10 protein-coding genes are annotated in these 13,655 nt (G+C 57.0%); 4 read left to right on the top strand and 6 right to left on the bottom strand.

Annotated features, from left to right (window positions below; genetic code table 11):
* Window positions 1-5: 5 nt before the first annotated feature.
* The 3 genes from ACR0CE_RS19455 to ACR0CE_RS19445 all read right to left on the bottom strand — a co-directional run bounded on the left by ACR0CE_RS19455 (window position 6) and on the right by ACR0CE_RS19445 (window position 5,226).
* Window positions 6-1,703 (bottom strand): di-heme-cytochrome C peroxidase, encoded by a 1,698-nt coding sequence (locus tag ACR0CE_RS19455; protein WP_480833500.1) that lies wholly within the window; start codon window positions 1,701-1,703, stop codon window positions 6-8.
* Between the two features lie 231 nt (window positions 1,704-1,934).
* A complete protein-coding gene (locus ACR0CE_RS19450; RefSeq protein ID WP_480833499.1) occupies window positions 1,935-3,794 on the bottom strand; it encodes an amidohydrolase family protein in 1,860 nt (619 codons plus the stop codon).
* 424 nt (window positions 3,795-4,218) lie between these two features.
* Window positions 4,219-5,226, bottom strand: coding sequence for a helix-turn-helix transcriptional regulator (locus ACR0CE_RS19445; RefSeq protein WP_480833498.1), 1,008 nt, complete (start codon window positions 5,224-5,226; stop codon window positions 4,219-4,221).
* An 87-nt stretch (window positions 5,227-5,313) separates the two neighbouring features.
* Between ACR0CE_RS19445 and ACR0CE_RS19440 the strand changes: the two genes are divergently transcribed.
* Genes ACR0CE_RS19440 through ACR0CE_RS19430 form a run of 3 tightly spaced genes read left to right on the top strand, consistent with a single transcriptional unit; the run spans window position 5,314 to window position 9,173 of the window.
* Window positions 5,314-6,381, top strand: coding sequence for a DUF1214 domain-containing protein (locus ACR0CE_RS19440; protein WP_480833497.1), 1,068 nt, complete (start codon window positions 5,314-5,316; stop codon window positions 6,379-6,381).
* 16 nt (window positions 6,382-6,397) lie between these two features.
* A complete protein-coding gene (locus ACR0CE_RS19435) occupies window positions 6,398-7,399 on the top strand; it encodes a DUF1214 domain-containing protein (RefSeq protein ID WP_480833496.1) in 1,002 nt (333 codons plus the stop codon).
* Window positions 7,400-7,454: 55 nt separating this feature from the next.
* Window positions 7,455-9,173: an alkaline phosphatase family protein gene (locus ACR0CE_RS19430; protein WP_480833495.1), complete on the top strand. Its 1,719-nt coding sequence runs from the start codon at window positions 7,455-7,457 to the stop codon at window positions 9,171-9,173.
* A gap of 304 nt (window positions 9,174-9,477) precedes the next feature.
* Here ACR0CE_RS19430 and ACR0CE_RS19425 read toward each other — a convergent pair whose 3' ends face one another.
* From ACR0CE_RS19425 to ACR0CE_RS19415, 3 genes are all read right to left on the bottom strand, one after another.
* Entirely contained in the window at window positions 9,478-10,497 is a 1,020-nt protein-coding gene (locus tag ACR0CE_RS19425; RefSeq protein ID WP_480833494.1) for an IS110 family RNA-guided transposase, read from the bottom strand.
* A gap of 379 nt (window positions 10,498-10,876) precedes the next feature.
* Entirely contained in the window at window positions 10,877-11,122 is a 246-nt protein-coding gene (locus ACR0CE_RS19420; protein WP_480484741.1) for a hypothetical protein, read from the bottom strand.
* Window positions 11,123-11,503: 381 nt separating this feature from the next.
* Window positions 11,504-11,962, bottom strand: a complete 459-nt coding sequence (locus ACR0CE_RS19415) for a hypothetical protein (protein WP_480773485.1) — start codon at window positions 11,960-11,962, stop codon at window positions 11,504-11,506.
* 980 nt (window positions 11,963-12,942) lie between these two features.
* Between ACR0CE_RS19415 and ACR0CE_RS19410 the strand changes: the two genes are divergently transcribed.
* Window positions 12,943-13,338: a GFA family protein gene (locus ACR0CE_RS19410; protein WP_480773484.1), complete on the top strand. Its 396-nt coding sequence runs from the start codon at window positions 12,943-12,945 to the stop codon at window positions 13,336-13,338.
* The last annotated feature ends 317 nt before the right edge of the window (window positions 13,339-13,655 follow it).

The raw sequence follows: 13,655 nt of genomic DNA, 5'->3' as shown, positions 1-13,655 counted from the left end.
GCGCTCTAAAGCGACTTCAAGTATTCCAAAAGTGCGCGGCGATCATCATCAGTCAGATCGGTGCCGTATTCATGGCCGCAATTGCTGTTGCCGCTGCCAAGATCGTTGCAATCGGTGGTTTGAAGTTCATAGTCGAAGCGATCCTGCTCGACAGACAGACCCACTGCCTCAATATCATAATTGGGGCCAATCTTGAACGACGCCCGCCGTTGGTCAGCCGGTTTCAGAAGATCATCCAACGTCGCAACCGAGCCATTATGCAGGTAAGGTGCGGCGGCCCAGATACCTTCGAGAACGCGGGCCTCATAGGCGCAGCCTCCAGCGGTCAAAGCGTTAGGATTGTCCAGCCGGAACGCGCCCTTTAGCTCATCCACAACGCCTGATGGCAACTCAGGTTCCGCCGTCAGCGCCACAGTAGACTGATCTCCGATGCTAAGGATATCTTGAATGATCGCGCCGATTACCGAAGCGCTCAACAGATCGAAAGCGCTTGCGCGCGCGCCAAGGTCCACGCCGATCACCGGAATTTTGGCACCGTTCATTACACCGGTATCCACCGTACGCGCCAGAATGCGACACTCGGCCGTATCGGTGCCCACATCTAGTACCGGCGTCGCCCATGTCCACAGCCGTTCGCCACGTTTTATCCCATGACATTCTTTACACCCTCCGTTTTCAGGGTCGCGGTCGAAAATCTCTTTGCCTTGTTCTGCAAGACTACGGTTCAACGCCCACGGCCATTTAGGCGGACCAATTTTCCAGATAAGATCTTCAAGCCTGCGCAGGCCGTCAAAGTTGGCCGAATTAACCTTCACATAGTTGCGGTTAAGTCGAAAAGCACCGGTTTGAACTTCGGGGTGGAAAATTCCGAACACGCCATAAACTTCCCCAAGATTACGCGCCAACCCCAGTAGGTCGGTCCCATTCTCGGCAAAGCCAGGCCACTGTGTCCGGTCCTGCCGCGCCGCGTTCCACAGAAACGGGTAGCGTGTGGGCGCATCCGCAGCCGCTATATTTTCAGCGATGATATAATCTGGCGGCTCACCCATATCCAAACCCGCAACGCGGTTGAAAATCATCGACACCGCGTCCAGCCGCGATGGACCCCAGGCCGGGTCCGGTAGCGACCGGCTTATGATCGTGTCAAACCTCAGGTGCCACAGCACTGCAGCGACACGCAGTTCGGCCCTGGCAGTGTCTGTCGCGCCTGCGCCAAGAACTGCATCTGCAAAGGCGGTGAACGAGCTGTCATTTGCAAGCGCGGCGGCCATCGCCGCGTTGAGGTCGGCTAGAAAGCTCTGGAAGTCGACGATCCCCGGCCCACCGTCGACACGGTAGGGCGTGCCGTTTACTTCGATTTGACGCGTGTGGCAAGCTGAGCATGTCATGCCAAGATGATCTGGCGAACCGGCGACCGTGAACCCCACGGGAATTCGCAAATCGATCCCGCTGGGATTGGCAAGATAACCATAGCGCGCCAAGCCGTCGTGCAAGAATGGCTCTCCCGTCGGTATAGTCAGCGCATCGATCCAGGCCAGTGGAATTAGGCGCGATCCTTGATCCTGAGTATAGAATGTCTCTCGGCTTTCTTGTGTCCAGTCAGCTCCCTGGTCCAGAAAAACCGTCTGCGCATGGACAGGCAGCGACAAGGCGAGACAGGGCAGTGCGGTGCAAAGAATTTGTTTGAGCAAACCGAGTTTCATTTCAATTACTCCAATTTTATTGGTTTAGCAGGCGAAAATGTCTTAGCTCGGGCAACGTCGAACTACCCTAATACTGCGCGCGGGCCACACTTTACCGTTCGGCGCTACACGTGCGGTCCGGATCAATGCAGAAAGTGCAGACACCGAATAAATGCCCTATTCTAACACATTCTTCTACCGATCTGAAACATTCCCAAATAGGCGCGGTCTCCGTCAAAACCAACCGAATGGTCAACGCTGCCCGAATGCGTCGCGGGCCAGTGCCGTCAGGTTCGAAGATGGCCGTATTAATGAGATGACCGTCGCGTATTGTGGGGCATTTTTGAAGAACAGCGTCAGTCGATCATACTGTTTTCCCCGGCGGTCCAGCCCCAAATATCTCAATGCGTTGGACCCCAGAACTGCCACCTGTTCATTCTCACTCAGAATGGTGTTACTCAACGCAATTCGTACGTCGTTATAATAACTTGCATGTTGGTCCTCCCGGCCCAGCATCGTCCAGTCAGAGCCATACATCAGCCGGTGCTTCAGCTTTTCTTCCTGCCGCAGAAGTGCATCCAGTAGTCTTGTGACTGCTTCGGATCTGTCCCGGTTACTTCCGGACACGTCGGTCCAGTACCCCAGATCGACATAGAGGTTGTCATGTTTCGCGATCAGTGCGGCAGCCTGCCGTTCGTAAGCCTCGGTCTCGGTCGGGCAACCTTCATCGCCCTCGAACCGTTCCTCGTCAAACCCGCCGAAATGGGCAATGTTGATGCGCAGATTGCGCCAAGCCTGGGTCTCCAATACTGGACGCCAGTTTGCGGCCGAGGCATTCTGCCCGGTGCAAGCATCCGCCCCCAACGAGTTGTTGCCATGCGTCTTGATCGGAACATCTTCGGCGGCGCACCAATCGTAAAGGGCACGCAGCTCGGTATCGATCTCAGCGCCTTTGATACCAAGGTCCTTCAAGGCTCGAGGCTTTCGTGCGCCGGGCTTGTCGAATTCGTCGTTGCCCAGCGGCAGAAACCCCATCGGTGGATAAAGCTTGATGCCTGCAAAACCCTGCCTCTCGACGGCGTTCTGTATGGTCCGCAGCCAGTTCGGGTTGTCGTTTCTGCGATAGTAGGCCGCCCGCAGCGGGCAAAAAGGAGCAAACGGCAGCAAAAGGGCACCACGTTCCAGTTTGGCCATTTTCGATAAAAGCGTGATCTGGTCAGTTATGTCACGCCCAGTGCGATCGGCATCGCGGTCTTGCCCCGAACGCAGCCAATATGTGAAATCAACAAGCGATGGAGAGAACACCTTGATCCCGTTTGACCCAGTGGGAACGTTGGTGTCAGTCTTGACGCTTTGATGCGCGTAGAGGCGGATCAGTTCGCCAAGTATATCCACGCGGCTGCGCGTCAGCAGCCCTGCCCAAAGTAGCGTCTGCGATAAACTCTGATCCGGATTGGTGCGTTTTGAAAGCGATTTGAAAGTGGGTGCTTCGCGGATGGACTCGTCGCGGTAGATCGCATCGGCTATCTGGCGCGCCTGTTCCCCTTCGCGCCCAGCTTCGCGAACGTTGCCGGCCAGTCCAACTGGGTTCACGGCGACATTCGTTTCCGCCGCCAACAGTGAAAACAACTCTTCATCACCGGTTTCACCGGGCATCGTACCCGTGGTAGCAAAGGCCCCCTGTCGCCTGCGTCCGGCCGCATCCACCTTGTCTTCAAGTACGCGTAGACCCGTTTCGACTGCGGTTCGGTCTTCTGTCAACAGATCGCCGCCATCGCGCATCAGTAGGCGCTCCAGTCCCCTGATGTTCCCAAGCTCCTGCGACGCTGTTGGTGTACGCCGTGCGGCCAACACGATGTCTACAATCAAACCAACCAGCGATCGCACCACTGAGAGTCCCCCCGGGACTGGGGTTTCTGGGTCACGAATCAACACTTGTTCTAGAAATCCGGGGATGGGTACGTCGGTGGCATTGAAGATGTGATTGTGGATATCCACCGGAACTGCGGGTAAGCCCTCGGCGCTGACATCACGATCGGGTCCGCGCCAACCGCATCCGGACAACGCGACCGTTGCCAGACTACCTGCAAGCACGTTGCGTCGTGTCGTCACAATTGCGCCTCCTAGGACCTATGGCGAAAATGTTTAAGTCAAATCAATGAAAAAATCCTAGCCAATGATACTCATATATCAACCGTTATCCTCTGAGAGTATCTGACGCAAAAGTTTAGGTGGCGGAGTCCGAGTGTTACCTGACCTTTACGGATCATATGCGCAACTTCAATGCCAGACCACTCACCAATATATGTGTTCTGACTTCGGCCCTTTGCGGCCCTTCTCCCCGCTTGCAGTCTCCGCAGTGCGGCGTCGCCGGACCTGCCATTCGCTGCGGCCGCACATTCTCAAGAACGGCAAATGCCGGCAGAGCGGACGAAGCGCAGGTCTGGGAAATTCAAAATTTTTTGGCAGACTTCAGGACGCCTTGGGTTTCCAGAAAATCCATCGTGTATATGCGAATGTGATCAGCGGCAACGACTCAAGTGTTTGTGTTTCGGTTTCCCCGGAAGCTCTTTGGTGAAGAGCCGGTCCACTCCCTGAACGCACGGCGAAAGCTTCTCGGCTCTTTGTATCCCAGCATTTCGGCGATCCGTTCGACCGGAATGTCCGATTTCTGAAGCATTTCGCGCGCCTGCTCCTCGATGAGCATGGAGCGGATTGTCCTGTATGCCGTCCCTTCCGCCCTAAGGGCCCTCTGAAGTGACCTGGGGCCGATCGCAAGATGGGCCGCAACTTTGCTCTCGGAAAGCACACTTGTCGGAAGATGAGCGCGCATGATTTGCAAAACCGCGCCTTCAATGGACTGAACCGGCTCAACCCCCATGAGCGCACCCAGGTCCCCCAATGTAATAGTCTTCCGAGACTGCAAGGGGTGCGGGTTTCGCGTGTCAAGGTCGCAAAGCCGAAGCGCGACGGACGGTGACTGGGCTCCCGTCTTAACAGGTGCGCCGAACAGATCTGCAAGCTTTGACTTGTCGTCACCATTGCCATCGGGAAGTTCAAACCAGTCGGGCTGCCAGTCCGTGCCGAGGAAATGCCTGGCCACCTTGGAAATAACGAACAGCGCCCCTTCGTCGAGGTGTCGGTGGCCGACGACCGAGAAGCCTTTCGAGTCTCGTCCGACGACAACGTGCGTGTCAGTCTGTCGGATCACGATTTCAGAGCCAGGATGCGTCAGCGACAGCGCGCGTCGCCCGCGGTCAAGCGCAGATCGCAGATCCGGTGCGCCCAGCACGTAGTTCGCATAAGCTCCGTAAGCCAAGTAGTCGAAGGCCCAGCCAACCCTGGCACCCAGATGGCGATCGCTTATCATGCGGGCGACGGACTCCAGAATGACGGCCTCAGCAGCGTAGGAAACAAACCCGGTTCCTTCTGACAGCATCTTACGGTCGAGACCAGCCGTTCGGAGCGCACTCTCGACGACGTGTTTCGGGACGAAGCTGTCAAGAATGTCCACGACGTGCGCCAGTTCGATGATGTTGACCAACTTCTGTCTCATAGCGTCTCTTTGTCACAAAATGACCGGTCGCACTATGATAAAACGCCAGGAAAGCGAAGACTTGAGGGGCGACTCATGAAAGGTAAACAGTTGGCAAACCGCATATTTTTGTTTCTTGCATTCCTGGCCGCGATCGTCTCTGGTCCCGCTCATGCCCAAAACTTCGACACCACAGTGGACCAACTTGCCGACAGCAGGGAAATCCCAGTCACGGTAGACAACTTTATCCGTGCCGCGACAGATATCGAGTTCGGCAAATATGTTGCCCTCGCTGGAGGGGTAAACAAGTTCTACCACTTCCGCGAAATGATGCCCGTCCATGCTCAGACCACCATCAGCGCGAACCGGGACACTCTTTATAGCGCCGCGATCATCAATATCAGCAAGGGCGCGACGGTCACCCTTCCGGATGTCGGCGACCGCTACATGTCGGCGATGGTCATCAACCAGGACCACTACCTGAACAAGGTCTTGCACGGTGGCGGCGCCTATACACTCGATATGGACACGTTTGACACGCCATATGTCGCCGTCTATCTGCGCGTCCTGCTGGATGCGACCGATTCCGCGGACCTGACCGCCGTGCACGCAATCCAGGACCAGATGTCGATCGACGCTGCCTCGTCCAAACCCTTCATCGTCCCGCCCTATGACGAAGAGGACTATATAGGGCTCGTAAGGGCCGCCGTCGGTGTCGGCGCCTACCTTCCGGACAGTTTCCACATGTTCGGCAAGAAGGAGGATGTCGATCCAGTGCGGCATTTCATTGGGACGGCCGGTGGCTGGGGTGGGTTGCCAGAGGATGAGGCACTTTATCTCGGGATCTCGCCGAACCTGCCGGTCGGGAAATACAAGATCGAAGTGCCGGCCGACGTGCCCGTCAAGGATTTCTGGTCGGTCAGCCTCTATGATGCAAACCGTTATTTCGCGCCGAACGCGATGGACGCCTATGTCATCAACTCCGTCAGCGGGACGTACAATGAGGACGGCTCGATGACCGTGCATCTGGGCGGCTGCGAGGACGGGCGCGTGAATTGCCTGCCGCTTGTCGAGGGGTGGCAATACACCGTGCGGCTCTATCGTGCAGCGCCGGAAGTGCTGGATGGAAGCTGGGTCTTCCCGGGTGTCGAGCCCGCGAACTGACAGAAAGGACAGAAAAATGAAACACCTTCTCCTTGCCGCTGCCCTCTGCGCACCCGCACCAGTTCTCGCCGAAGATATCACGATCCGGAACCTCATGCGCGCCGAGAGCGATACGATGTTCCGGCTCACTATGAAGAACAACGGAACAGGTGTCGGCGAGATCGCCCATGAGCGCGAGGTAACCTCCGCCGACAAGCCGCAGCCAGTCATCCGGCCCAACCAGGACACCTTGTATTCGTCCGCCCTCATCGATCTGTCCGAGCCGGTGACGGTGACGCTGCCGGAGGGCGACGGACGGTTCCAGTCGGTGCTGGTGATCAGCCAGGACCACTACAACTTTGCCTATGCCGAACCCGGTGCATACGAGCTGACCGAGGACGAGGTCGGGACCCGCTTCGCGATGCTCCTGTTCCGCACCTTCATCGACGCGGGCGATCCCGACGATACGGCGCGCGCCCATGCGGTGCAGGACGGAATTCGCCTCGAAGGCGGCGGAACCGGCCCCTTCGAGGCTCCGGACTGGGATCTCGACGCCCTTGCCGCTGCACGGAAGGCGGTCAGTGACCTCGCCGCTGCCGTCGGCCTTGATGCCAGCATCGCCTTTGGCCGCCGCGACGAGGTGGACCCGCTGGGCCATCTGATCGGGATGGCGGGCTGGGCGGGGCAGCCGGCCACGACGGCCAGCGCCTTTGTCGACGCCGTCGATAGGAATGACGGCGCGACCCCCCATGCCGTGACGCTGCAAGACGTGCCGGTGGACGCGTTCTGGTCGATCACCGTCTACGACGCTGACGGCTTCCTCGCGCCCAACGATTTGGGGCGGAACAGCTATAACAACACCTCGGCCACCCCGAATGAGGATGGTTCCTTCACCATCCATTTCGGTGGCTGCGAGGATGACCGGATCAACTGCATCCCTCTTACGCCGGGCTGGAACTACACGGTCCGGCTCTACCAGCCACGCGCCGAAATCCTCGATGGCAGCTGGACCTTCCCGGATGTCCTGCCCCTAAACTGATGACGCGACGGCCCGCGCACCGCGTGGGCCGATCGACGAGAGGAAGGAGCCTTCGATGTTGAAAAAGCCACCTGTCCAAACGGCCAGTTGCGCCGTCTTCCTGGCGTTTTCCTTGGCGAACAGTGCATTAGCCGAGGATAAGCCGCGCCTCATCCTCCAGATCACTGTGGATCAGCTGCGGGGCGACCTGCCTTTCCGCCACTACGACCAATTTGGCTCGGGCGGATTCCGCTATCTGATGGATCAGGGCGTCTACTACGACAACGCCCACCACGCCCACGCCAATACCGAAACCGTCGTCGGCCATACCACGCTGGCCACCGGCGCGCATCCGTCGGCCCATGGCATGGTAGGCAACCTCTGGTACGACCGCGCCACGGGGCGCACTATCTACAATGTCGAGGACGCCGACTATCCACTCCTCACTCGGGGCGCGGACGTGAACCACAACACCGAGGTCGACCCCACCCAGCTTGCCGCCAGTTCCGATGGCCGTTCGCCCCGCGCCATCCTGACCACCACCTTTTCCGACGAGCTGTCCATCGCCACCCAGGGCCGCGCCAAGGTCTTTGGCGTCTCGGTCAAGGATCGTGGTGCCGTCTCGATGGCGGGCCACACCGGCAAGGCGTTCTGGTTCTCCAAATCCGCCGGGGAATTCGTCACCTCCAGCTATTATTACGACGGCTACCCGGATTGGGTGACCGATTGGAACGCTAAGGATTTCCTGCAAAACTATCTCGGCACCTCGTGGCAGCTGACCCATCCCATCGATAGCTATCTTTTTGGCGATCGCGACGATCAGGATTGGGAAACCGATCTTGCCGGGTTCGGGCGCACCTTCCCGCACCCCTATTCGACCGTCGATCCGCTTTCGTGGAAGAACGATCCCTATTTCCCCACGCTGCTCACTTTCAGCCCTGCCGGGGACGAGATCACCGCCGATTTCGCCAAGACCCTGATCACAGCCGAGGGCTTGGGGCAGGATGATGTCACCGATTACCTCTCCGTCAGCTTCTCGGCGACCGATTACATTGGCCACGGCTTCGGCCCCTCCAGCCTCGAGGCCGAGGAAAACCTGCTCCGGCTCGACCGCACCCTGACCGATCTCTTCGCCTTTATCGACGCCGAGATCGGGCTCGAGAACACCCTGATCGCGCTGTCCGCCGATCACGGCACGCCCGAGGCGCCGGGATACCTGGCCGAGCTGGGAGAGATGGGCGGCTACGTCAACCCCGAGCACTGGGCGACCCAGCCCGCCGCCGATCGCATCCGCGCGCGCTTTGGCCTTAGCGATCCGCTGATAGCGGGCTATGACCACCCCTACCTCACCCTCTCGGAAGAGGTGCACAGTCGCGACGACATCGACCTTGTCGCGCTGGAAACCGCCATCGCCGAAGAACTGTCGGCCTTCGAAGGTATCGCCTTCGCTGTGCCTTCGTCCCGCATTCGTACGGGCGCCCTGCCCGACAATGCGCTGATGCGCGCCGTGGCCAACAACTACAACCCCGACCGCTCGGGCGACATCTATCTGGTGACCAGCCCCGGCTGGTTCATCAACGATTTCGACGGTCTCTCGGTCACAGTCACCCACGGCTCGCCCTGGCGTTATGACACCCACGTGCCCATAGCTTTTGCCGGTTTCAACCTCGCGCAACAGCGGGTCTCGCGTCGAGTGCACACAATCGATCTGGCGCTGACGCTTGCCGCGGTCGCAGATACGCGCCCACCCGACGGCGCCGCAGGAGAAGTGTTGGGGGAAGTCGTCGGGTACTAGGCGCCTCGCGGTACTGCAAAGCGGAGACAGTAACTGGGTCGGATTGAACGGCATCTGTGGGTGGCTCCTGCATTGCAAGAGTTTTTTAGCGATTTTCGCGGTCGTTTCGTCAGTACTGTCGTCTGTCCGGCCTGTTTGTGTTTTGGCATTGCCTCCACTGGCCCTGATGAATTCCGCGAGCGAGGTTCCAATCGGCTTATCGACCTCAGAGGGCCGCTGCCATTCCCGGAGTGTCCTTGCTTTTGGTTGACTTACTTCCGCATCATCACTTCAACGTCTTGCATCTCGTGGGCAGTCTGTGCGGTCAGAACGCTGGCTGCCGGTATTCCTGTTTCTTTGTCAGCATTGCCCAGATGGAACGCGCTGCCTTGTTTGCCATCGCGACTGTTGCCAGCCGAAACGGCTTGTCGGCAATGATCTTGGCTGTCCAGAGATCGACTTTCTCTGGCGACCGTTTTGCCATGACCGCGCGCGATGTCATACCCACAACCAGCAGCTTTCGAAGGTAGCGATCCCCTTGCTTGGTGATCTTGCCCAGTTTCTCTTTGCCGCCGCTCGACTTGTTGAGCGGGGTGAGGCCCAGCCAGGCGGCCAGATCTCTTCCTGTTCGGAACTGATGCGCATCGCCGATAGTGGCGACAATCGCTGAAGCCGTGATCGGCCCGATCCCCGGCATGCGCATCAACCTGCGCGCATCTGCGTTCAACAGGGCATGTTGCTCGATCATCTTGGAGTATCCGTCGATGCGCTCGTTCAGGCCGATGAACTGATAGCACTGAATGCCGAGCATGCCGGTCGCGATCTCCGGCATGTCCGGGTGATCCCCAGCCAAGTGACGCTTCGCAAAAGCCGTCACCGCTTCGATCCCAATGGGCAGAATATGGCCGAACTCGCGCAGCAGGCTGCGGATCATATTGGCCAGCTGGGTGCGCTGCCGGACGGCCAGGTCGCGCGTGCGATGGATCGAGAGGATAGCTTGCTGGTCCTCCGTCTTGATCTCGACGAAGCGCATGGTCGGGCGTCGAACTGCCTCGCATATTGCTTCCGCATCAACCGCGTCGTTCTTGCCTCGCTTCACATACGGTTTGACGTAACCAGCGGGCATCAGCTTCACATCATGGCCGAGCGTGCGCAGCTGACGGCCCCAATGATGGGATGAACCGCAGGCTTCCATGCCTACGACGCAGGGCGGAAGCGTCTCAAAAAAGGCCAGTAGCTTCGCGCGCTTGATCGGCTTGTTGAAAATAACCCGGCCGCTCTCAGAAATGCCGTGCACTTGAAAAACGTCCTTGGCCAAATCGAGGCCGACGGTCTTTACTGTCATTGGGTGGCTCCTTTCCTAGCAGTCGTTGATAACTGCACTTTGGCACATTCGATGCCGGTGGAGCAGGAGCCACCCACCTCATCCGCTTCCAGCTTTTCGCGCTGACAGGTTCGCGGTAGCAGAGATGGACCGCTTTCCGGTTTTAAAGCGGGCAAAGGCGATGCTATGCTGTGTGAAGCAAGGCATTTGGGTTTGTCGGTGGTGTGGGGATGACCTGCCCGACTATCGCAGGACTGATGCGCGGTATTGCTCTGAGGGGTGTAGAAAACGGTCAGCGAGGGCACGCAGGAAAGTCAGGAAAAGAACTCAGGAAGTGTAAAGATCCACTGGATATCTGGTTTGGTTTCGGCACTAGCCACACTAAGATTACCTAAGGTTTCTACTCATTCCCCATGAAGCCCAACGCGCCTTCGTTGTTCAAAACCTCAATTGCTGTATCAAGGGCCGCTTGGTCCGAATTGAACTTGTCGTCCCAGACATAACTGGCGTCTTCATGGTCCACCACTTCCAACGTCCATTTGTCCTGGTTGTCCAAGCGGTAGATTTCGATTTCAAACCGATACCCGTCTAAAAGCACAGCCTTGCACCTGTCTGACATCACCAGCTTCGGTTCATCTACATTCATGTCCGTGCCATCCTGACTATAAGCTCTGTGGTTTGGCGGACTTGCGACAGCCTGTGGGTTTCCGTCCGTTTCCAGAATATGCTGTAACACCGCATGCCCGACAATTCCAAGCGCACAGAGTTTCCTTGTCCTGCGCGGTTTCTCTCTTCCAGCGGCACGAGACTTTCTCTTTGTTTGCCCCGAATACGCGGAGCATCAATCGCAAGGTCAAATACAGTAGGATGACGCCCAGAAGTATTCCGGCGATGAGCCAAAAATCCGGGCCGCTACTCTGCACTGAAATAGATTTCAAACCGCCTCCAATAGGACCCTAACAACCAGCCAGATTTTCCCATGACTTGGCCGGTATCGATAATGCGTCACCCCCAAACTCGTACCCCTTTAGCGAATGGAAACAACCTTACATTTACTCAGTCCGAAGCGGCGTGTGAGCTTCGCTGCCTTCAGCGCTTTTACCAAGCGGGCGCTAAAAAACAGGCTCCAGTACAAGCGCGGATCAACCCACAAATCGGGTCCCTCCAAGGCTATACCTGAAACAACAATGTCGAAGTCTTTGGGTTTCATGCCCCGCTTCATCCAAGTATCTGGTTTATTCCCCATAGGTTTGACCATATTCGACCGATCCGGAACAAACGCCGTTTTTTGTTCACCAAGGGCGAGTGTAAAATACTCGCCTTCAACTGGTGTCACACGGTCGTGTTGGCAAACGTTCAAAGGATAGATTTTCGTTTTTCCCAGTTCTGCTTCGCGAAGTACATTCGCTACCGCGCGAGATACGACTGGACCATATGGCCCATTGAAAATTTCGGGCAGCGCCTGAAGCTTTTTGTTCGGATACATTCCAAAAACTAATTTAGGAAAGGCCTCACGGGATTGAACGATCCAGCCCTGTTTTTGTTGTCTACTGCACCAGCAGTCGGCAAGTTGCTTAAAGCCTGCTCGGAGGTAATGGGCTTCATCAACGTTGTGTCATACATGACCTGGCTAAACCAGACGCCTTCATTCTCTTCCACTAATCACCCATTCACAAAAATCGCAAACCGGATCAAAAGATAGTATTTAAACAAATCAAAGGACAACGAGTATGTCCGGCGGTGGTGGTACGACGCGCCGAACTCGTACCCCCTCATTGAAATCATAATCCCCATCAAGACGCGCCGCTCCGCACTGATATTTGCGGAGAGTGTTCAAATTGCGTCCATGAGATGAAAAGTGCGTTGGCGCTCCGGCACTCGGAAAGTGCAGTTCAATACTCTGGCGGTTCGATGAAGTACTCGTGGGGCGGCGCGCCGAACTCAACAACCCCCTCAAATCCAGATGGAAAAACTGGAACGCTCTAAAATCAACACGCGCCATCCACGGATAGAGGATCGCATTGTGGCGAAATTGTGTCCACATCTCGTTTTGAAACTCACTGTTCGCCTTTAGGAAACAAACTTTTTCGGTGAAGTTTGCAATGTTACGGGAATCCCCCAATTTCGGGCTTTGCTTGAGTTGGATAGATTGGGATCAGAATAACCACTTACCCCCTCGTGACGAAGATAGGGGCTGGCCTCGACCCCCTCAGCCAGCCCTTATTCCTTTTCTGGCCACCCCGGCAGATTTTTTGGAGCAGGAACGTCATTCCGAACCAGCCAGTCACGCATCTCCGCCCAGTGGTCCTGTGACCCAGCTGTGTATCGCCGTGAATGTAAATCGGCTAACTGCTGTTCAAGGGAAGGCCACAAGTGCAGCTTGACCCAAGCGGCGATCCGCGCCTGGGCCAAAGCACTTGAGTCGGTCGTCATGATGCCGTCAGTGCCGAGAGCGGAGATTGATACATGCTGAAAGGAACTTGCCACTGCGGCGAAGTTGGCTGGACTCTCGATGCTGTGCCAAAGTCGGTCATGGCCTGCAATTGCACAATCTGTCGGCGTTACGGTGCCCTTTGGGCCTACGGGCACATTGGCTATGACATTCAAACTACCGGGAAAACAAATACATATCTGCGTCGCGATAGCGGGGATATCCATTTCCACTTCTGCGCCAATTGCGGGTGTGTGACGCACTACGTTGCGTGTTTCTCGGACGAAAACGGCCGCAAACTGTCCGCGGTTAATGTTCGAATGTCTGATCCTTCACCAATCAGTGAGATTCCAATCCGTCACTTCGAGGGGCACGACAGCTTTCGAGAACTTCCTCGTGACAGCCGAACTGTAAAGGACATGTGGTTTTGACGTGCTTCTAGGCAGCGGACTTTGGAGCGACTGCTGCGAAGGCCCTTTTCGTCGTCGTCCCGCAGGGCGGATGATATGCAAATCGTTCGCCGCGGCGAGAGTGAGAAGTCAGTTCCGTTGACCTGAATGCTCCACCCTTTGGGCTTTTCATTCATCCGTGCCGACATCAGAGGCAACGCAGTATTAGCTGTCGCACGGCGAGATGATACATCGGGGACGACCCATTGCGGATGAGGTGGGTGGCTCCTGCTCCACCGGCATCGAATGTGCCAAAGTGCAGTTATCAACGACTGCTAGGAAAGGAGCCACCCAATGAC

This window comes from Ruegeria sp. L11 (assembly GCF_056531755.1).
Note: the sequence above shows the minus strand (reverse complement) of the source record. Positions and strands in the feature narration are given on the sequence as shown.